Origin of the sequence: Solirubrobacter soli DSM 22325, from assembly GCF_000423665.1 — a bacterium.
Taxonomy (GTDB): Bacteria; Actinomycetota; Thermoleophilia; order Solirubrobacterales; family Solirubrobacteraceae; genus Solirubrobacter; species Solirubrobacter soli.
Genome location: NZ_KE384071.1, coordinates 557,093 through 577,158, shown reverse-complemented (window position 1 = coordinate 577,158; position 20,066 = coordinate 557,093). Strand labels below are relative to the sequence as shown.

15 protein-coding genes are annotated in these 20,066 nt (G+C 70.7%); 8 read left to right on the top strand and 7 right to left on the bottom strand.

All coding sequences use genetic code 11. The annotated features are described in order from the left end of the window. Positions 1-2 precede the first annotated feature (2 nt). Genes fdhF through G569_RS0138525 form a run of 4 tightly spaced genes read left to right on the top strand, consistent with a single transcriptional unit; the run spans position 3 to position 7,404 of the window. Positions 3-2,813 (top strand): formate dehydrogenase subunit alpha, encoded by a 2,811-nt coding sequence (gene fdhF, locus G569_RS0138540; protein ID WP_211233196.1) that lies wholly within the window; start codon positions 3-5, stop codon positions 2,811-2,813. Next, the gene (locus tag G569_RS0138535; RefSeq protein WP_037501915.1) at positions 2,810-4,330 is read left to right on the top strand and encodes an NADH-ubiquinone oxidoreductase-F iron-sulfur binding region domain-containing protein; all 1,521 of its coding nucleotides are present in this window, start codon (positions 2,810-2,812) and stop codon (positions 4,328-4,330) included. The genes fdhF and G569_RS0138535 overlap by 4 nt, the downstream gene beginning before the upstream one ends. A 3-nt stretch (positions 4,331-4,333) precedes the next feature. After that, positions 4,334-5,536: a molybdopterin-binding protein gene (locus G569_RS0138530; protein WP_028067347.1), complete on the top strand. Its 1,203-nt coding sequence runs from the start codon at positions 4,334-4,336 to the stop codon at positions 5,534-5,536. Further along, the gene (locus G569_RS0138525) at positions 5,533-7,404 is read left to right on the top strand and encodes a molybdopterin biosynthesis protein (RefSeq protein ID WP_028067346.1); all 1,872 of its coding nucleotides are present in this window, start codon (positions 5,533-5,535) and stop codon (positions 7,402-7,404) included. Before G569_RS0138530 ends, G569_RS0138525 begins: the two co-directional genes overlap by 4 nt. Positions 7,405-7,409: 5 nt before the next feature. Here the strand turns inward: G569_RS0138525 and G569_RS0138520 are convergent, their stop codons facing one another. Continuing rightward, positions 7,410-8,312 (bottom strand): LysR family transcriptional regulator, encoded by a 903-nt coding sequence (locus G569_RS0138520; protein WP_028067345.1) that lies wholly within the window; start codon positions 8,310-8,312, stop codon positions 7,410-7,412. A gap of 72 nt (positions 8,313-8,384) precedes the next feature. Here G569_RS0138520 and G569_RS0138515 point away from each other — a divergent pair, with 72 nt between their 5' ends. Both G569_RS0138515 and G569_RS0138510 read left to right on the top strand, forming a co-directional pair. Then, positions 8,385-8,987: a TetR/AcrR family transcriptional regulator gene (locus G569_RS0138515; protein ID WP_028067344.1), complete on the top strand. Its 603-nt coding sequence runs from the start codon at positions 8,385-8,387 to the stop codon at positions 8,985-8,987. Continuing rightward, complete coding sequence (locus tag G569_RS0138510; protein WP_157592599.1) at positions 8,971-10,281, top strand: phenylacetate--CoA ligase family protein; 1,311 nt, start codon at positions 8,971-8,973, stop codon at positions 10,279-10,281. Before G569_RS0138515 ends, G569_RS0138510 begins: the two co-directional genes overlap by 17 nt. Before the next feature lie 137 nt (positions 10,282-10,418). Here G569_RS0138510 and G569_RS0138505 read toward each other — a convergent pair whose 3' ends face one another. The 3 genes from G569_RS0138505 to G569_RS55240 form a co-directional block, all read right to left on the bottom strand. Next, entirely contained in the window at positions 10,419-11,762 is a 1,344-nt protein-coding gene (locus G569_RS0138505; RefSeq protein ID WP_084286191.1) for a tyrosine-type recombinase/integrase, read from the bottom strand. Then, a complete protein-coding gene (locus G569_RS0138500; RefSeq protein WP_028067341.1) occupies positions 11,759-12,085 on the bottom strand; it encodes a hypothetical protein in 327 nt (108 codons plus the stop codon). Before G569_RS0138500 ends, G569_RS0138505 begins: the two co-directional genes overlap by 4 nt. 224 nt (positions 12,086-12,309) lie before the next feature. Further along, positions 12,310-13,890 carry a replication initiator gene (locus tag G569_RS55240; RefSeq protein WP_157592598.1) on the bottom strand — a complete coding sequence of 527 codons (1,581 nt, stop codon included), beginning with the start codon at positions 13,888-13,890 and terminating at the stop codon, positions 12,310-12,312. Here G569_RS55240 and G569_RS0138490 point away from each other — a divergent pair. Then, positions 13,885-14,571: a GntR family transcriptional regulator gene (locus G569_RS0138490; protein ID WP_169542344.1), complete on the top strand. Its 687-nt coding sequence runs from the start codon at positions 13,885-13,887 to the stop codon at positions 14,569-14,571. The two genes, G569_RS55240 and G569_RS0138490, sit on opposite strands and share 6 nt — an antisense overlap. Before the next feature lie 303 nt (positions 14,572-14,874). Here the strand turns inward: G569_RS0138490 and G569_RS59970 are convergent, their stop codons facing one another. Then, entirely contained in the window at positions 14,875-15,525 is a 651-nt protein-coding gene (locus G569_RS59970) for a TetR/AcrR family transcriptional regulator (protein WP_053227642.1), read from the bottom strand. 134 nt (positions 15,526-15,659) lie between these two features. On the opposite strand from G569_RS59970, the gene G569_RS55230 reads away from it, so the two are divergent. Further along, a complete protein-coding gene (locus G569_RS55230; protein WP_053227641.1) occupies positions 15,660-16,604 on the top strand; it encodes an NmrA/HSCARG family protein in 945 nt (314 codons plus the stop codon). 78 nt (positions 16,605-16,682) lie between these two features. Here the strand turns inward: G569_RS55230 and G569_RS63375 are convergent, their stop codons facing one another. Together G569_RS63375 and G569_RS61915 are read right to left on the bottom strand one after the other, a co-directional pair. Further along, positions 16,683-16,904, bottom strand: coding sequence for a hypothetical protein (locus tag G569_RS63375; protein ID WP_028067339.1), 222 nt, complete (start codon positions 16,902-16,904; stop codon positions 16,683-16,685). 210 nt (positions 16,905-17,114) lie between these two features. Then, the gene (locus G569_RS61915) at positions 17,115-20,003 is read right to left on the bottom strand and encodes a PAS domain S-box protein (protein WP_084286189.1); all 2,889 of its coding nucleotides are present in this window, start codon (positions 20,001-20,003) and stop codon (positions 17,115-17,117) included. Positions 20,004-20,066: the final 63 nt, after the last annotated feature.

Genomic DNA, 20,066 nt, shown 5'->3' with positions numbered 1-20,066 from the left:
GCGTGCCTCCGAAGACCGATGCGCCGACCGTCACGTGCACGATCGACGGCGTCGAGGTGACCGTCGCGAGCGGGACGACGATCTACACCGCCGCCAAGGGAGCCGGGATCGACATCCCCGTCCTGTGCCACGACGAGCGATACGACCCGGTCGGGGTGTGCCGGATGTGTGCCGTCGACGTCGGGGGACGGGTGCTGGCCGCCGCGTGCGTGCGCCCGTGCGAGGACGGCATGGAGGTCACCACGGCGAGCGCGAAGGTCGAGAAGCAGCGCGCGGTTCTGACCGAGCTGCTGGTGGCCGATCAGCCCGACGAGGACCCCAAGGAGACGACGACCGGCGACAACCTCCTGCTCGAGCTGGCCCGGCGCTACGACGTCGGCCACGCCGAGCGGCTGCCGCAGGCGCGCGGGCGCGGCCTGGACGACTCCAACCCGGTGATCAGCGTCAACCACGACGCCTGCATCCTCTGCGACCGCTGCGTGCGGGCCTGCGACGACATCCAGGGCAACGACGTGATCGGCCGCACCGGCAAGGGCTACGAGACGCACATCGCATTCGACCTCAACGACCCGATGGGCGAGTCGACCTGCGTGACGTGCGGCGAGTGCGTGGCCGCCTGCCCGACCGGCGCGCTCGTCAACAAGCCGATCCACAACGTCCCGATCCGCCCGCGCGAGCAGCTGAAGTCCGTCGACACGGTCTGTCCGTACTGCGGCGTCGGCTGCGCGCTGACCTACCACGTCGACGCCGAACGAGGCGCGATCGCCTATGCCGACGGACGCGAGCAGCCCGGCAACAAGAGCCGGCTGTGCGTCAAGGGCCGCTACGGCTGGGACTACGCCGCGTCCAAGCAGCGCCTGACCACGCCGCTGATCCGGATCAGCTACCCCAAGGCCGCGCTCTCCCACGACGTCAAGGGCAACGGCCGCGGCCGCAAGCGACCGGGCGGCATCGTCGACTACGACGAGGTCATGCCGCACTTCCGCGAGGCGAGCTGGGAGGAAGCGCTCGACCTCGCTGCCTCCAAGCTCAAGGAGATCCACGATCGCGACGGGTCAGGCGCGATCGCCGGCTTCGGCTCGGCCAAGTGCTCCAACGAGGAGGCCTACCTCTTCCAGAAGCTGATCCGCGCCGGCTTCGGCACCAACAACGTCGATCACTGCACGCGCCTGTGCCACGCGTCGAGCGTCGCCGCGCTGCTGGAAGGCGTCGGGTCCGGCGCCGTCTCGACGACCTACGGCGACATCATCAACGCCGACGTCGCGATCCTCGCCGGCACCAACACGACCGCCAACCATCCCGTCGCGTCGTCGTTCTTCAAGCAGGCGCGCCGCCGCGGCACCAAGCTGATCGTCGTCGACCCACGCCGCGAACGGGTCGCCGATCACGCCGACATCTACTGCCAGATCAAGCCCGGCACCGACGTCGCCTTCTACAACGGCGTCCTGCACGAGGTCATCCGGCTGGGCCTGGTCGACCAGGAGTTCGTGCGGGCGCGCGTCACCAACTACGGCGAGCTGGCCAAGCTCGTCAAGCAGTACCCGCCCGAGCGCGCCGCGCAGATCTGCGGCATCGACGCCGCGACGATCACCGAGGTCGCACGGCTCTGGGGCGAGGCCGGCGCGGGCGTCATCTACTGGGGCATGGGGATCTCCCAGCACACCACCGGCACAGACAACTCGCGCTGCCTGATCGCGATGTGCGCGATCACCGGCCACGTCGGCAAGCCCGGCACCGGCCTGCACCCGCTCCGCGGTCAGAACAACGTCCAGGGCGCGTCGGACGCAGGACTGATCCCGATGATGTTCCCGGACTACCAGCGCGTCGACAACGCCTCCGCGCACGAGAAGTTCCAGGCCGCGTGGGGCCGGCCGCTCGACGCCACGCCCGGCCTGACCGTCACCGAGATCGTCGGCAGCGCGCTCAAGGGCGGCGTGCGCGGCATGTACATGATGGGCGAGAACCCGTTCCTGTCGGACCCGAACATCAACAAGGTCCGCAAGGCGCTGGCGGCGCTCGAGTTCCTGGTCGTGCAGGACATCTTCCTCACCGAGACCGCGGAGTTCGCGGACGTCGTGCTGCCGGCAACCTCGTTCCTCGAAAAGGACGGGACGTACACGAACACCGACCGGCGGGTGCAGATCGGCCGCAAGGTGCTCGACCCGCCGGGTGAGGCGCGCGAGGACTGGATGATCATCCGCGAGATCTCCGCCCGGATCGGGATGCCGATGGAGTACGAGTCCGTCAGCGAGGTCTTCGACGAGATGGTCGCGCTCTCGCCCGCCTACAGCGGCCTGCGGTACGAGAACCTGGGCCCGACCGGCAAGCTCTATCCCAACGCCGATCCCGAGCATTCCGACGGGACCGTCGTGCTCTTCGACGAGTCGTTCGCGACCGACGACGGCAAGGCGCACCTCGTCCCTGCCGAATGGATGCCGGCGCGCGAGCTGCCGAGCGAGGAGTACCCGTTCGTCCTCAACACGGGCCGGCTTCTCGAGCACTGGCACACCGGCTCGATGACCCGCCGCTCGTTCGCACTCGACGCGATCCAACCGGCCGCGATGGTGTTCATCTCGGAGGCCGACGCCGCCCGCATGGGGATCGCCGAGGGCGACTTCGTCCGCGTGACATCGCGCCGCGGCTCCATCGAGCTCGCCGCGACGGTCTCACACCGGGAGACGCCGGGTTCGTGCTTCATCCCGTTCCACTTCCGCGAGGCGGCCGCGAACCTGCTCACGATCGACGAGATCGATCCGTTCGGGAAGATCCCCGAGTTCAAGTTCTGCGCCGTCCGCGTGGAGCGTGTCGCGTGAGCGTGCCCGGCGTCGAGGCGCGCGCGGGGAAGTTCGCAGGCCCGTCGCTGATCCCGCCGCTGACGGCGATCCAGCGCGAGCATGGCTGGCTGCCGCGCGAGCAGCTCGTGGCGCTGGCTCGCGACTGGCGTCGCCCGCTCTACGAGATCGAGGGGATCATCTCGTTCTACCCGCACTTCCGCACCTCCCCGGCCGAGCCGTTGGAGGTCGCCGTGTGCCGCGATCTGTCGTGCTGGCTCTCTCGCGCGCACGTCGAGATCCCGGACGGCGCGACGGTCCATGAAGTGTCCTGCGTCGGACGCTGCGACCAGGCGCCGGTCGCGATCGTCGAGGAGCGGTATCCGGAGGTGCGGCGTGGCGCCGGCCGGCGCGCGAACGACCCGTACGCCGACGCCGCCGACCACTACCGGACCTATCGCGAGTTCGCGGGCGATCCGGTACCCGTGCTCGACGACGCCGGCCTGAAGGGCATGGGCGGCGCGGGGTTCCCCACCGGCCGCAAGTGGGCGATGGTCCGCGGCCAAGAGGACTCGATCAAGTACGTGATCTGCAACGCGGACGAGGCCGAGCCCGGCACGTTCAAGGACCGCCAGATCCTCGCCGAGCAGCCTCACCTCGTGATCGAAGGGATGCTGATCGCGATGCGCGCGGTCGGCGCCCAGCAGGCGTGGGTGTTCGTGCGCCACGAGTACGAGCCGGAGGAGCAGGTCCTGCGCGAGGAGATCGAACGCGCCCGCGCCGCGGGCCTGCTCGAGGACGTCTCGATCGACGTGTTCACCTCGCCGGGCGGCTACATCCTGGGCGAGGAGACGGCGCTGCTGGAGTGCATGGAGGGCCACCGCGGCGAGCCGCGCAACAAGCCGCCGTTCCCGGGCGGCTACGGGCTCCACGGCCGGCCGACGCTGATGAACAACGTCGAGACGTTCGCCTCCGTCCCGATCATCCTCGCGCGCGGGGCGCAGTGGTGGAAGGACCAGGGCGTCAACGGTGGCGTCGGGCTGAAGTTCTTCTCGGTCTCGGGTCACGTCGAGCAGCCCGGCGTGTTCTGCGTGCCCGCCGGCACGCTGATCTCCGACGTGATCGCGCTCGCCGGCGGCGTCCGGGACGGCGCGGCGGTCGCCGCGGTGCAGCCCGGCGGGGCGTCGACGAACTTCCTCGGGCCCGACTGCGTCGACCTGCCGCTGACGTTCGATGCGATCGCCGAGGCCGGCTCGGCGCTCGGGACCGGCGCGATGGTCGTGATCGCCGACGGGACCGACCTGCTGGCGGCGGCCACCAACGTCCTGAACTTCTTCCGCAACGAGTCCTGCGGCAAGTGCGTGCCGTGCCGCGTCGGCTCGCACAAGGCCCAGAAGATCCTCGTCGAGGTGCTCGAACGCGGCGGCGGCGCGTCCGACGTCGACGAGCGCGTCGACGAGTTGGAGGAGACCATGCGGTTGACCTCCATCTGCGGTCTCGGGCAGGTCGCGCTGGGGCCCGTGATGTCCGTGCTGCGGATGCAGCGCGAGCGCGTCTGAGCGATGTTCCTGACCGTCATGACGATCTCCGAGGCGCTTGGTGCGCTGGCGCCCACCCGGCGCAGCGCGATCGCCTCGGTGCCGCCGGCGCTCGGCGTCGTGCCCGCGACCGACGTGCTTTCTGGCGAGCGGTTGCCAGGCTGGGCGAGGGCGACCGTCGACGGCTACGCCGTCCGCGCCGCCGACACCTACGCGGCCGCCGAGACCCTGCCGGCGTTCCTCGAGCTCACCGGCGCGGTCACGATGGGCCGCGCCCCTGACGGCGAGGTCACCCCGGGCACGGCGATGGCGATCCCGACCGGCGGGCTGATCCCTCGCGGGGCCGATGCCGTCGTGATGGTCGAACACACGACCGAGCCGATGCCCGGGCATGTCGAGTTGATGCGCGGCGTGGCTCCCGGCGACGGCGTCCTGCAGCCGGGCGAAGAGGCGGAGCCGGGCGCGATCCTCGCGCCGGCCGGCCGGCCACTGCGCGCCGCCGACCTCGGCCTGCTGGCGGCGGCCGGTGTCACATCGCTGTCCGCGCACGTCCGTCCGCGGGTCGGGATCGTCTCGACCGGCGACGAGGTCGTTCCGGCGAGCACGCGGACGCTCGCCGCCGGCCAGGTCCGCGACGCCTGCGCGCCTGCCTTGGCGGGGCTCGTCCGCGAGGCCGGTGGCGAGCCGGTCCTGCGCGGGATCGTGCCGGACGACGCGAATGCCCTCGAGCAGGCTTTGGGCCAGAGCGTCGCCCAGGACGACGTCGTCGTCGTCTCGGCCGGCTCCTCCGTCGGAGCTCGTGACCTGACGGCGACCGTGGCCGGGCGACTCGGGGAGATCGTCTGCCACGGGCTCGCGCTCAAGCCCGGCAAGCCGACGCTGCTGGCCGACTGCGCCGGCGTGCCGCTGATCGGTCTACCTGGGAACCCGCGCTCGGCTCTGGTCGTCTTTCGTCTGGTCGGCGTCCCGCTCGTGCGCACCGTCGCGGGCATCACCGCGCCGCCACCGGCCGCGGTCGTGCGCGCGACGCTCGCGCGCGATGTCCCGAGCGCCGCAGGACGGCTCGACGTCGTGCAGGCGAGCGTGCGTGACGGCGTCGCCACGCCGCGTTTCGGCTCCTCCGCCTTGCTCGGCCCGATCGTGCACGCCGACGGCTTCTTCCGCGTGCCCGAGGCCGCCACGGGGCTGGGCGCGGGGACCGAGGTCGACGTCGAGCTCTACGGATGAGCGCGCCGTTTCTCTCAGACATCCCCGCCGACGAGGCGCTGGCGACCTGGCTCGCCGTCGTCCCGGCTCGCGTCGAAGCCGTCGAGCTCGAGCTCGCCGACGCACTCGGCCGCGTGACGGCCGCCCCGATCTGGGCGCTTCGCTCCTCGCCCGCCTACGACGCCTCCGCGATGGACGGGATCGCCGTGCGCGCCGCCGACACCTTCGGGGCGACCGAGACCACCCCGCGCCCGATCCCGGAGTTCGCGGTCGTCGACACCGGCGACGCGCTGCCTGAGGGGTGCGATGCCGTGATCATGCGCGAGCAGGTGCACTGGCGCGACGGCGTACCCGAGGTTCAGGCCGCCGCGGCTCCGTGGCAGCACGTGCGCACGATCGGCGAGGACGTCGCCGCGACCGAGCTCCTCCTGCCCGAAGGCCACCGGCTCCGCCCCGTCGACCTCGCCGCCGCCGGCGCCTGCGGCCACACCACGCTGACCGTCCGGCGAGCACCGCACGTCATCGTGATCCCCACGGGCGACGAGGTGCGCCCGCTCGGCTCCGACCCCGCCCCCGGCGAGCTCGTCGACACCAACTCGCTGATGCTCGCCGCGCAGGCGCGCGAGATCGGCTGCACCGTGGAGTCACTGCCCGTGCTCCCGGACGATCCCGCGCGGATCGGGGCCGCGGTCGCGGACGCCGCGTCGCATGCCGATCTCGTGATCGTGATCGCCGGCTCCAGCGCCGGCCGCGACGACTACACGGCGGACGTCGTCGCGCGCGAGGGAACGCTCCTGGTGCACGGCGTCGCGGTCAAACCCGGCCACCCGGTCGTGCTCGGGACCGTCGACGGCACTCCGGTGCTGGGTGCTCCCGGGTACCCGGTCTCGGCCGCGCTGACCTTCGAGATCTTCGCCCTCCCGCTGCTGGCCGCGCTCGAGGGCGCGGCTCCGGTGCAACGCCCGCGCGCGCAGGCGCGGCTCGCCCGCCGGCTCGCTTCATCGCTCGGTTCCGACGACTGGATCCGCGTGCGGCTCGGCCGCGTGGGCGGCGGACTGGTCGCGGCGCCACTCCGGCGCGGCGCGGGCGTGCTCACCTCGCTGGTGCGCGCCGACGGGCTGTTGGTCGTGCCCGCCGCGGTCGAGGGCCACGACGCGGGCGCCGAGGTCGAGGTGCGGCTGCTGCGCGACCTCGACGCGGTCGAGCGCACGATCGTCGCCATCGGCTCACACGATCCCGTCCTCGACCTCGCCGCCTCGCTGTTGCGTGCCCGCGATCCCCTGCAGACGCTCGTCAGTGGTCCCGTCGGCTCGCTCAGCGGCCTCGTCGCCCTGCGCGACGGCCTCTGCCACTTCTCCGGCTGCCACCTGCTCGATCCCGACAGCGGCGAGTACACGCTGCCGTGGATCGAACGCGTGCTGCCCGGCCAGGCCGTCGAGGTCGTCCGCCTCGTCCACCGCGAGCAGGGGCTGATCGTGGCCGCGGGCAACCCGCTCGGAATCGAAGGTCTCGAGGATCTTGCGCGCCTGCGCTACGTCAACCGCCAGCGCGGTGCCGGCACCCGCGTGCTGCTCGATCACCAACTCAAGCTGATCGGCCTGGACCCGTCGTCCATCGCCGGCTACGAGCGCGAAGAGCCGACGCACCTCGCCGTCGCCGCCGCAATCGCCGCCGGCCGCGCTGACGCCGGCCTCGGCGTGAAGGCCGCCGCGCGCGCGTTCGGCCTGGACTTCGTCCCAGTCGCGCGCGAGCCGTTCGACCTCGTGATGCGCCCGGGCGAGCCCGCGGTGGCCCCGCTCCTCGATCTCATGCGCCACGACGACTTCCGCGCGCAGGTCGAAGCGATGGGCGGGTACTCGACCGCGGAGAGCGGACGGCGGATCGCCTGACGGGGTCAGCGGTCGAGTGACGTTGCCCCGAGTTCGAGCGGCTCGAACATCGACAACAGCTCCGCGATCACCGGAGTGCGCTCCACGGTGTTGGACACGACGAGCCCGATCGTGTGCTCGACCGCGGGGTCTGTCAGCGGAATCGCGCGCAGATCGTCGGGGAGCGGGTTCGCGTCGAGCCAAGTGTGCGCCGTGACGCCGGGCAAGCCCGTGCGCGCATGCGCGATGAGCGTCGAGACCGAGTTCGTCTCGACCGCCGGCTCCGGGACGGCACCCGCCACCGCGAACGCGTCGTCGACGATTCGCCGGTGCTGCATGTCGGGCGTGAGCAGACACAGCGGAAGCTCGGCCGCGGTGCGCCAGGGAACGCTCTTGTCGGCGCCGAACTCGCTCTCGGCCGGAATGACGAGCAGATAGTGCTCGCGCCACAGCGGCAACGTGTCCACGTGTGTGAGCGGCTCGTTGTCCAGGTACGTCATGCCGGCGTCGATCTCGCCGTGCGCGAGCCCGTGGGCGATCTGCCGCGACGTCATCGAGGTGAGCCGGACCCGCATGCGTGGATGGCGCTCGCGCAGCCGCGCCGTCACACGCGGAGACAGCGGCAAGGACGTCGGGATGGCACCCAGCCGCAGCACTCCCTCAAGACCGCCACGCAGGCGACTGGCCTCCTGGCGCAGACTTTCGAGGTCCGCCAGCGTGCGCTGGGCCCAGCCGAGCACCCGCTCGCCTTCAGGCGTCAGACCGTCGAACGCGTGGCCGCGGCGCACGAGTGGGATGCCGAGCTCGCGCTCGAGGCTCCGGATGCCCGCCGAAAGCGTCGGCTGCGACACCTGACAGGCCACCGAGGCGCGGCCGAAATGCCGCTCACGATCGAGCGCCGCCAAGTACTCGAGCTGGCGAATGAACACGCGACCGATCGTACGGGCAAACGCGCCGGTCGGCTTGCATTCGCATACCGGTGGTATTAGAATTCCAACGGTATGTCAGTTCGCCTCACGCGGATCGAGCAGCAGGAGCAGACGCGCGAGCGGGTGATCGCGGCGGCGGAGCGGTTGTTCGTCGAGCGCGGGTTCCATGCCAGCTCGGTGGGTGACATCGCCGCCGCGGCGGGCTTCACGAAGGGCGCGGTGTACTCGAACTTCGCCGCCAAGGAGGACGTCTTCTTCGCCGTCTACGAACGTCGTGTCGCGCAGCGGGTGATCGAGATGAAGCGCACACTCGTGGAGACGGGCGACGTGCTCGCGGGCCTGGACGCGATCGCGCTCGCGACCGCGCGGCGGCGCGGCACGGCGGAGGACGGCTGGCTGGCGGCGTTCTTCGAGTTCTGGGCGCACGTGATCCGCCGGCCGGCGCTGCGGGAGCGCTTCGCCGAGCTCCACGCACGCGCGCAGGCGCCGCTGGTCGAGGCCCTCGAACGCCACACGGGCCGCTCCGACGCACGGCGGTTGGCCGTCGCCGGGTACGCGATGCAACTCGGGCTCGCCCTCGAGCGGCTGACCCAGCCTGACGTGGTGGACGAACAGCTGGGCGCGCGGATGGGGCGGTTGTTCCTGGAGGAGATGCGCGATGACCCGAGTGGCTGACTTCGCCGTCGCCGCGCGGCGCTCCCGCGAGCTTGCGGCTCGTGAGCGCTGGACCCGCGAGCGGCTGGAAGGCTTCCAGCGCGACCGTTTCGACGCGCTCGTACAGCACGCCCGCGCCCACTCGCCGTTCTATCGCGACTGGAGCGGCGAGCCGCTCGAGAAGGCGACGATGATGGAGCGATTCGACGAGATCGTCACCGACCCCCGACTTCGCCGCGACGCGCTCCTTGCGCACGTCGAAGGCATCGACGGAGATGAGCTGTACCTCGGCCGTTACCGCGCGATGACGACGAGCGGCTCGTCAGGACGCAAGGGCCTGTTCGTCTACGACCGTCCCGAATGGGTCGCGATCCTGGCGCAGTTCTTGCGTTTCAACGCGCTCGCCGGCATCCGCCCGCGCCTCCCGCGCCGGCTGCGGATCGCGGCCGTCGTGAGCCCCGCCGGCACGCACATGAGCCGTCGCGTCGCGCAGTCGCTGTCGGTCGGTGTTCACCGTGTGCTGCGCGTGCCGGTGACGATGCCGATCGATGAGCTGGTCGCGCGCCTGAACCAGTTCCAGCCGCAGTCGCTGAACGCGTTCCCGTCGATGGCAGCTCTGCTGGCCGAGGAGCAGCGCGCGGGCCGCCTGCGGATCACACCCGAGCTCGTCTCCACGAGCAGCGAGCTGCTGACCCCCGAGACCGCGGACCGGATCGAGCAGGCGTTCGGCGTGCGCCCGTTCAACCTCTACGCGACGACTGAAGGCCTGTGGGGCGCCGACTGCGCCGAACACGCGGGCATCCACCTGTTCGAGGACATGACGCTCGTCGAGAACGTCGACGAACGCGGCCGATCCGTGCCCGACGGCCGGACCGGCGCACAACTGCTCGTCACCAACCTCTCCAACTTCACGCAGCCGCTGATCAGGCTCGCGATCGCCGACTCGGTGACCATCGTGCCCGAGCCCTGCGCCTGCGGTCGCACGCTCCGTCGTATCGCGTCGATCGCCGGACGCAGCGACGACGTCCTCACACTCGCCGGCATCCGCGTGCTCCCGCTGCAGTTCGGCGTCATCGCGCGCGACCGCGACGTGATCGAGTTCCAGATCGAGCAGACCGGCGCCGCCGCCGTGCGCGTGCTCGTCGTCTCGCGCGGCGAGATCCAGGACCGCCTGCGCGCGGCGCTCACGTCCCGGCTGCTCGAGCTCGGCGTGCCTGAGCCGGTGGTCGAGATCGAGCGTCGGACGGCGCTCCCGCGCCCCGCGTCGGGGAAGCTGCAGCTGGTGAAGGGCCTCGATACAGAACCCTGCACGTGAGTGCCGCTGCACGGGGGGTGGGCAGGAAAACCGTCCTCTGAGTCAAGTTTTCCTTGCCACCCCCGGAAGTGATGGGCGCGGCGGGTTTCGAACCTGCGACCTCTCGCGTGTGAAGCCCGCGCGAGCCGATTTCGTGGTCATGCCGCCCCCTTGATTCCGCTCTGCTGCGCGCTCGCGCCAGTTCCGTCAGGTTCATCGCCGACGGCCGATGTTTCCATGCGTGTTTCCATACGCGCGCGCAGCAGCTCACGCCGGCGATCGCCGAAGTGTGCGCGGTAGATGGCACGGGTGACGTTGGAATTCTTGTGCCGCAGCAGGTCGCGCGCCTCCTCGGCGTCATCGCAGTCCATCGCGGCGCCGTCCCGGAGCGCGTGGAAGTCCGGTAGGTGCAGCTCGCGGCGCTTCACCTCGCGTGGGACGTAGTCGCCGTCGGCGTCAAAGACCAGGTGGCCACGCCGGTCGGTCTGGAAGAGCTCCGGGAACGTTGGTTGCCCGTCCGGCGTGCGGGCGCGCTCCTGGGCGCGGTAGAGCGCGCGCAGCACGTTGCGCTGGTGGATCGGGCGGCCGATCCGCGTGCTGAAGACGTACGACCTCGGCGAGATCGGCGCCGGCGTGCGCGCCTTGTGCTCGAGCAGCATCAACGCCGTCGAGCGGGGGAGAGGCAACGTCGCCTTGCTCTCCTCGGTCTTCAGCGCCACCCGCTTGCCGTCGCGACCTACCTGATGGGAGAAGCGAATCGTCGCTCGGTCTAGCGCGCCGAGCTCGAAGTCTTCCCACCACAGCCCGAGCAACTCGCTCTCGCGACCGCCCACCACGCTCGCGAGCCTGAACAACGTCCGCCACGGCTCCGTCGCCGCGGCGAGCACTTGGGCCAGCTCGCCGCCGACGTAGATTCGCCGCTCCGGCGTCGTGCTCGGTCTTGGCCGCTCACCGGTTTCCAACTCGGCGAAAGGATTGTCCCCGCGCCACGAGCAGTGCCTGCGAGCGAACTTGAAGACTCGACTCGCCGCGCGGCAGATGCCTGAGATCGTCCACTCCGCCAGCCCGGCCGCGCGCAGCTCGCGCACCATGCGCGCAGCATCGGTGACATCGATGGCGTCCATGCGCCGGTTGCCCCAGCGCGGCCGCAGATGGTTTTGCAGGTAACTCGTGTAGCTCGCGCGCGTCGCCGGCCGAAGCTCGACGACTTGCTCGGACAACCAGCGGTCTGCCGCCTCACCGAACTTGAGCCGCGGATTCGCCGACTCCCGCTCGCCGCCACGAGCCTTGACTCGCGCGTCGTCACGGGCGAGCCGCGCCGACGTCAACGTCTCAAACGGTCCGCGCCACCGTTGCCGACCATCGGCATCGCGATAGCCGACCTCGAACAGGCCATCGGCACGCCAGTAGACGCCGCGACTGCCGGGCACACCGACACGCCGCTTCGGACGGCCCGACCCATCCACCGGCCACGGCTGGGGCGGCCGCGGAGTGCCGCTCATGCCGCCCGCCTGCCAGGCCGCTCACCGCGCCGCCACGCGTCGATGTATTCCCGCCGGAACCACGCTCTCCCGCCGCGTACTTCCTGCTCGAACTCGATCTCGCGTGCCGCCATCGCCCGGTGCAGCGAGTGCGTCGTCGTGCCCGCGTACTCCGATGCCTCGCGCGTACTCATCCACCCGTCCGACTCCAGCTCCGCAGAGGGCAGGTACGGCGCCAGGAGCTCCGCCAGCTGCCGCAGCCCGCTCTCGTCACCGGCGATGATCGCCGCGATCGCCTGCCCAGCTGTCTGGGCAGAGCCGCCTGTCGTGACCTTCCCGCTCACCTTGAACCTCCCGACTCGAACTCCATCGCCCGCACCAAACGTGCCGTGGCGCGCTCCTCACGCGCTCGCGCGGCCGCCGAAGCGGCTAAGTACGCATCCGCTGCTGTGAGATGCCCGACGCCGACGCATTCGAAGGACGCGGTCCGCTGCTCGGTGTCCGCGCTGGCGATCGCGCGCTGGGTGGCGTCGTGGGAGCGGGCGAGGATCTGAGCGTGAACGAACGCTTAGCGTGCCTCGCGCAGCGCTTTGAAGGTTGTGGAGTAGCGGCGGCTCTTGGTCAGGCAGTGCCCTCGGTAGCCGAGCGCGTGCGCGCAGGCGGCGAGTCGGGGGTCGCGTCGGTCACGGGGCCTGCGGCGCGTTGTGGCCGGCCCGATGGAGGCGACGTCACCCAAGGCGACGGCCGCGCCGGAGTCCAGCTCGATCGCGAGCGTACTCGCGTCCCGATCTTGCTCGAGGTCGAGCACGCGTGCGATTCGGCCGGTGTGCACGGTGCTGTCGTGCAGGCGGACCCGCACGAGCTCGCCGGAGCCCATTTCGCGGCGCGCTCGGATGACGAGTGCGGCCGGGTGCCAATCGGTCTCGACGTCGATCATCGGCTCGGGCGCCTCAATCGGCGGCGGCGGCCTGTGCTCTGACGCGGTCTGATCGAGCGTGAAGGCGGTCTGCATGTACCGGCGGACGTGTTCACGGACAGGGGCGTGCTCGACCGCGTCGGCGTCGATGCGGTGTAGAAGTCCGCCGGCCTGCTCGGTGCTCTTGGTCGCGTACTTGGCCAGGTAGCCGGCGATCTCGCCGCGGGCGGTCCCGGTGTGTAGCTGGCGAACGTCGATGGCCTGGCCCCAGCGGATGCTCCCGCCGCCGAGCTCGTCCGGGATCGGCGCGGACACGTCGGCGACGGCCTCGCGGAACGCGCGCTCGAGCAACTCGGCATCGAAGCGTCCGGTGGGTGGGTGGACCTCGTCGGAGCGATAGGCCGGCATCGCGCGGACGAGCCTGGCGAGCACGTGCACATGCACCAGACCGCGCTTTTGGAACTCGGCGACCTTCACGTACGCGGGGCGCACTTGGAGCTTGAGCGCCGCCTGTGTCACGCCTGCGATCCGCGCCATCGCGCGCGGCAGGTAGATCGTGGTCCGCCGCCAGAGCTCGCCGAGCGCGTTGTTCCACACCACCGCGGCGGCGTAGTCAAAGCACTCCGAGCACAGCGGCTCGCCGAGACACGGATCGCCGTCGACATGCACCGCGTGGCACGACAGCGGGTTGCCGTGTGGGCATATGGGCGCGTCGCGCCGAGGACGACAGCGGCGCTGCTCCCCGTCCGATCCGAGCGCGCGCGAATGCACGACACCGAAGCTCGGCGCTGTCAACGTCGCGAATACTGCCGGGTGCTCGGCCGCGGTTTCCGGGATGCCCTTGCCGCCTCTTAGTCCCGCGGCGATCAGCTGATAAGCGTCTTGGCGGTAGCGCTCCGCGCACGAGGGGCACACCGCCTCACGTCGATTGCCGCACGCCTTGCGCAACACGCCATCGGGCTCGTCGTCCGTCGACCACACCCGCCGCCGCCCGTGCCCGTCGCAGGTCTCGATCCTGCCGCTCAGCCGCACTGGCCGCACGCAGAAGCCGGACGAGCGCAACTGCGCCTCGAATGCACGGAAGTCCGGCCGTCCGGCGCGCTCGACCAGACCCACCAGCAGCTCGGGCGCGAGCGTGGTCATGCCGCCCGTACCACTTACTGCTGCTGATGGTCCAGACCACATCGCCACCGAATGTACCATATGGTCTAGACCATGTACGCGCCGATGCACAAGAATGTCCGAGCCGTACTCGCGGCACGCATCGCCGGCGGCGAGCTCCAGCCGGGCGATCGACTCCCCGCCGAGCGCGACCTGTCCGCGGAGTTCGGTGTAACCCGCACGGTCATCCGCCAGGCGCTCGCCGGCCTTGCCCGCGACGGCATGATCGTCTCCGCCTATCCCCGCGGCTACGACGTCCTCGCCCCCCGCATCCCGTGGCTAAGTCGCTTCCGGCTGCTCAGCGACGAACCCTGGGACGTCGAGATCATCGACACCGCCATCGGACCCGCGACGTCCGCGGACGCCGACACGTTCCGCATCGACCCCGACGACGCGGTGATCATCTGCCCGTTCGAACTGCGCGGCGCGGCCAGTCAGCAAACGTGGGCGCTCGGACTCGCCACCTACCCAGTCGACGCCTTCAACGACGCCACCCGCACGCTTCTCCTCGACGCTGGGTTCGTCGACGACGACGAACTCGAACGCGTCTCGGGCCGTCGCCTCGTCGGCTACCACGAACGCATCAACGCCCGCCTGCCCACCGCCGACGAACGCGACCGCCTCGAGATCGCCGCCGGCGCGCCGGTGCTCACGCTCTCCCGCACCGCGCGAACCACCACTACACCGATCTCCCGACTCACGATCACCGCCCGAACCGACCGCCTCGAAGTCGACTACCTCATCGAGCCCTAACCGCGGCACCGCGCCATCGCACCACGGATTCCTGCCGCTAGCGCGGCTGACCGACGTTGCGACTTTCCACAAACTCGCTAATTTCGATGATCCTTTAAGCAAAGGCTTTAGCTCGTGGGTGACCCAAGCGCAAGAGGCTCGGCTATTCGGACCTTTCGTCACTGTTGTCCGCATCTCGGCGGGCACGAGTCCGGCGCGGGGTGTGCCTAGTACGCCGCTGGACTTGGGCCGTTATCGAGTCCGGATCTTGGCTTACACCGGCCGAGCAGGCAGGAGCGCGGACTCGAAGCCGGCCGGGAGGGATTAGCCGGCGGGGGTGCCGTCAATGAGGGGCAGCAGCACCTGGTCCACCATGCGGGCGATCCCCTCGACGTCGAGGACCGCACCGAGCAGCTCCTCCTGCAGGATGAGCACCGCGACGGCGGCGGTGATCTCCAGCCTGTCCGGTGCCAGCAGGCGCTCAACGCGTTCCGCAGTGATTTCTCCGCGCTCTTGCGCGCGGTGCAGGCTGGAGACGATTCCCTCGCGCTGTCCGGCGATGTAGCGCTCGCGCAGGGTGTCGGCGATCTGCGGGTGGGAGGCGGTGGCGGCGGCCAGCACGGCCGAGAAGCGACGCCTATCGGGCTGCAGGCACGCGGAAGTGTTGGTCAGCGTGGCGATGAGGTCCTCGCGCAGCGTTCCGACGGCCCTCGCCTCGGTCGGGGGAGCGGGGAGCATGAGGCTTTCCAGGGCGTCGGCGACCAGGTCCTCGCGTGAGGCCCAGCGGCGGTAGACGGTGGCTTTGGCGACCTCCGCGCGCGCGGCCACAGCGCCCATGGTGAGGTCCGCGTACCCGCTTTCGACGATCAGGTCCAGGACCGCTTCGATGATGCGCGCGTTGCGTGTTTCGTCGCGGGCGGGCCCGAAGGCGCCGCTGGGACGTTGGCGTCCAGCGGGGCGGGTCGTCCTGGTCATACGCACGACGGTACCGCATCCGCTTTCCGTGACTCTCAACCAGATACACCTAAGACTCGATACGTTACTGTCTTTAGTCGCGAGGGGTCCTGCCCCCGCCGACATGACGTGACCAGTCGATCTTCGGAGCAGCTATGACGAACGCAAACACCAAGCGCAAGTACCTGATTACCGGCGCCACCGGGATGCAGGGTGGCGCCGTCGCCCGCGCGCTGGCCAGTCGCGGGGAGCAGGTGACCGCCCTGGTCCGCGATCCCGACTCCGAAGCGTCGCGCGCCCTGAAGGACGAGGGCATCACCCTCGTCGCCGGCGACCTGGAAGACCCCTCCTCACTGCGGGCGGCGGCCGAGGGTCACGACGCCGTGTTCTCGGTGCAACTCGCCGTGCCCGACGCCAAAGACACCGAGCCCCGCCACGCGCGCAACCTGATCGCCGCCGCCCGCGAGGCCGGCGTCGCGCAGTTCGTGCAGACGACGGTCTCCTCGACGGGGTGGCGCGATCGTCCGGACGTCGCCCGGAAGCCGCGGGACGACGACTGGTACTGGGACGCGAAAGAGGACGTCGAGGCCGCCGTACGAGCGGCCGGCTTTGAGTCCTACACGATCGTCAAACCCGCCTACTTCATCGAGAACTTCACCAGCCCGCACCACTACACGTTCCAGTGGCCCCACCTGGCGTCATCGGGCGAGCTCGTCACCGCATGCGACCCGAGCACGGAGCTCGCCCTGCTCCACGCCCCCGACCTCGGCAACCTCGTTGCGGACGTCCTGACCGCGGCGCCGGACCGGTTCGCCGGCGTCGAGATCGAGTTGGCGTCTGACCGACGGACCTTCACCGAGATCGCCGCCGCGCTGAGCGACACCCTCGGCCGCCCGGTCACCGCCCGCCAGGCGCGCCCCGACGACGACCTGCACCCGTTGCTGCTGCCCGGTCAGATCTGGTGGGCCGAGGTCGGATACTCGGCCCGACCCGAGGACGCAGAGGAGCACGGGCTCTCCATGCCGACCAAGCTCCCGGAGCTCCTGAACGACCACCGAGACGACCTCACCTGGATCGCCGGCACCACCGACCCTGCGTAGAAGCCGGCCGACGCAGGCAGCTGACCCCGACAAATCGGATATCGGCCCGTCGAAGGTGACGGGCCAACGATCATCCCGTCACTGCCGGTCGACCGCCGGCAGTGACGGACGAACGCGGAAATAGTGCTTCTCGACGATATGGCCACTCTCGTGCGCGGCCAGTTGCGACGTGCGGCCCGCTCCCGGGTCGTCATCCGACGAGGCCAGGAGCCAGACGCCGGACGGGGTCGCCGGTCCTGCGTAGGCCCGGCTCTGGCCGATGAGCGCGGCAAGGTATGCGCCGTGCGCATCAGCACGCATCCGGAGACCAACCCGGTTCGCCGCTCCTTTCGTATGGCCTCGACGGGCCTGTGCACCGCAGCGCGGCCTCGGAGCCGAACTCGGCACGAGTGCCGAACGCGTGCGCCAGCGCGAGCAACAGGCACTCGCGACGCTCTATGCCGCCGCCACGCAAGCCCCGACCGCAACTCGCGCGGCGGACCGCCGACCAGCGGCCCGGGCGCATGGCCCTCATGACTCGTCGATGAACCCGTGGCGAAGGGCGAAGAGCACGGCTTGGAGTTGCGTGTGGACGCCGAGCTTGGTGAGGATGCGCGCGACGTGATTGCGCTCGGTGCGGATGCTCATCCCGAACCTGTCGGCGATCGTCTGGCCGTCGAGGCCCGCGGCGAGGGCGTCGAGCACCTCGCGTTCGCGGAGCGTCAGGCTGGCGATCGCCTGACGGTCCTCGCGCTCCTGCTCGCGTCGCTGGCTGGCGAACCGGAGCAGCTCGGCGATCTCGCGGCTGGCCAGCAGGGTTTGGCCCGCGCGTAGGCGCCGGATGGCATCGACGACCTGGTCGAGGTCGGCGGCCTTGTCGAGCGCGCCGGCTGCGCCGGCCTCGACCGCCCTGGCGGTCTGCGCGCGGTCCAGGTTGGCGCTCAGCACGAGGACCTGAGCTCCCGGGCTGGCCGCCTGAAGCTCCGGGATCAACGCGATTCCGTCGCCGTCCGGCAGCGTGAGATCGAGCACCGCAACATCGACGCCGTACAGCAGCTCGCGGGCCTCGGCCAGCGACTGGCCCTGGCCGACGACCGTCAAGTCGGGCTCGCGCTCGAACATACCGGCGATCGCTTCCCGCACGGCGGTGTGGTCCTCGACGAGCAGGACGCGGACCTCCTCGGCTGCGCGCTGCGCCGGCCGGAGCGGCACCTCCAGGCGGACTGTGGTGCCCGTCGGCTCGCCGACGATGTCCAGACGTCCGTGGAGGAGCGCCGCGCGCTCGCGCATTCCCGCGATCCCATGCCCGGCGGCGCGCGCCGGCCGCCCGGCAGGATCCAGTCCGCGCCCGTCGTCGCAGACTTCGGCATGGAGCGCGTCATCCGAACTCCACACGCTGACGCGGACGTGCCGGGCATGCGCGTGGCGCCGTGCGTTCGAAAGCGCCTCGCCAAGGATGCGCAGCGTTTCGGTGCCGATTGCCCCGAGCGGACCGGCGGGCATCGCGCCGCGCACGTCCAGCTCGATCTCGGGGTCGACCGCGATCGCGCGGTGTGCGGCGACGAGCGACTCCAGCAGTTGAGGGAACGGCCTGCGCTGCTCGCCGCCCAGGCGCAGGTCGTAGATCGCCGCGCGCAACTGCTCGCCGACGGACTTGAGCGTCGCCGACAGTTCGTCCGGCGGCCCGCCGGCGCTGCCGGCAGGAACGGCGAGCGCCAGCGCGTGCGTGAGGTTCTGGAGCGCCTCGTCGTGCAGGTCGCGCGCGATCCGGCGCCGCTCCGCCTCGAGCACCTCGAGCAGCCGCTTGTGCGCTCGACTGCGCTCGACCGCGCTTGCCAGCACGTTGGCGACCGCCTGCACGAAGTCGACCTCCGACGGCGAGAACGAGCGGGCCTGCGTGGACAGCGCCTCCAGCACCCCGAACGGCTCGTCGGGGCTCTCGATCATCACGGTCAGGGCGCTCACCACGCCGTGCTCGCCCGCCAGCGCACTGCGCTTGAACCGCGGATCGTTTGCCTGGTCCTCGGCGATCACCGGCTCGCCGCGAAGCAGCGTGTACCCGACCTGCGAGTCGCGGCCGCGCTCGAAGCGCCGCCCGACGTAGCCCTCCCGCCATCCCGCCCCGGCGCGCAGGATCACCTCATCGCGGTCCGCCGGCAACTCCGCCACGCACGCCAACTCGACGCCCAGCGTCCGGACCAGCAGGCCGACCGCCTCCTCCAGCACCCACTGCAAATCGTCGCTGGCCAGCGCACGCCGCCCCAGCTCGGCGACGTGCGCCTGCTGCTCGGCCCGCCGGCGCAACTCCTCCTCGGCCCGCTTGCGCTCGGTGATGTCGTGCACGTAGACCGACAGCCCCGCTTCTGACGGGTAGACGCGGACATCGGTCCACCGTCCCGTCACGGGGTAGCGCATCTCGAGCTCCACCACTGCCTGCTCCCGCAGCGCCCGATGCGCCTCGTGATCGAACGTCGATCCGACCAGGTCCGGGAACAACTCCCAGACGGTCCTGGTGAGAAAGTCCGCGGCCTCGAGGTCTCGCCCCGGGATCCGTCCGGCGTGCGCCAGTGCGCGCTCGTTGATGTAGGTGTAGCGCCACTCGCGATCCACCGCGAAGAACTCGTCACTGATGCTCTCCAGGATCGCCTCGCTGCGCCCCCGTGCCGCTCGCAGCGCTTCCTCCGCGCCCTTGCGCTCCGATATGTCGCGGTGGATGGCGAGGTAGCCGGTGATGTCAGGCTGCTGTCCCCGGAGCGCGACGCTGATCAGCTCCACGTCGACGGTCGTGCCGTCCTTGCGGGCGACGGTCACTTCGCCGCGCCAGCGGCCGTTGGCGGCCAGCTCCCGGCGCAGCTCGGTTCGCTGCGCTTCGCTCAGGTTCGTTCGAGCCACGTCGCTGACGGGGCGACCCACGACCTCGTCCGCCCTCCAGCCGTAGAGCCTCTCGGCGCCCTTGTTCCAGACGGTGAGCAGATAACGCTCGTCCATGGCGACGATCGCGTCCTCGGTGTTGTCCAGCAGCCCGGCCAGGTACGTCAGCCGCTCAGCCTCAGCCTTCTGCTCGGTCATGTCCGTCATCACGAGCACGCCGCCGACGATCGCCCCGCTGTCGCCGAAGATCGGGCCCGAGCTGGCGCGCACGAACAGCCGACTCCCGTCCGCGCGCAGGTTGAAGTATTCCTCGTCGACGACCTCTTCGCCGGTCGTGAGCGAGCGCACCAGCGGCCACTCGTCGATGTCGTACGGCCGCCCGTCGTGATGAAAGATCTCCCAGTCCTCCGTCAGATCGGGCGGGATCGACCGACCGAGCTGCGCAGTCATCCGCTGGGCACGCGGGTTCGCGTACACGATTCCACGCGACCCGGCCTCGACGACCACGACCGCGGCGGGAATGTGACCGAGCACTTCCTCGACGCCCATGCCGAGGAATTCATGCGGGCTAGAGGAGCTCACGAGCCGGACCCGCGTTCGACGCTCCGCACG

What these genes read in the sequence shown, in the direction of transcription:
- G569_RS0138490 (WP_169542344.1), top strand. Translation starts at nt 13,885, where the DNA reads ATGCACAAGAATGTCCGAGCCGTACTCGCGGCACGCATCGCCGGCGGC.
- G569_RS63375 (WP_028067339.1), bottom strand. Translation starts at nt 16,904, where the DNA reads ATGCGTGCTGATGCGCACGGCGCATACCTTGCCGCGCTCATCGGCCAG.
- G569_RS0138515 (WP_028067344.1), top strand. Translation starts at nt 8,385, where the DNA reads ATGTCAGTTCGCCTCACGCGGATCGAGCAGCAGGAGCAGACGCGCGAG.
- G569_RS0138505 (WP_084286191.1), bottom strand. Translation starts at nt 11,762, where the DNA reads ATGAGCGGCACTCCGCGGCCGCCCCAGCCGTGGCCGGTGGATGGGTCG.
- G569_RS0138525 (WP_028067346.1), top strand. Translation starts at nt 5,533, where the DNA reads ATGAGCGCGCCGTTTCTCTCAGACATCCCCGCCGACGAGGCGCTGGCG.
- G569_RS61915 (WP_084286189.1), bottom strand. Translation starts at nt 20,003, where the DNA reads ATGGGCGTCGAGGAAGTGCTCGGTCACATTCCCGCCGCGGTCGTGGTC.
- G569_RS0138530 (WP_028067347.1), top strand. Translation starts at nt 4,334, where the DNA reads ATGTTCCTGACCGTCATGACGATCTCCGAGGCGCTTGGTGCGCTGGCG.
- G569_RS59970 (WP_053227642.1), bottom strand. Translation starts at nt 15,525, where the DNA reads ATGACCAGGACGACCCGCCCCGCTGGACGCCAACGTCCCAGCGGCGCC.
- G569_RS55230 (WP_053227641.1), top strand. Translation starts at nt 15,660, where the DNA reads ATGACGAACGCAAACACCAAGCGCAAGTACCTGATTACCGGCGCCACC.
- G569_RS0138510 (WP_157592599.1), top strand. Translation starts at nt 8,971, where the DNA reads ATGACCCGAGTGGCTGACTTCGCCGTCGCCGCGCGGCGCTCCCGCGAG.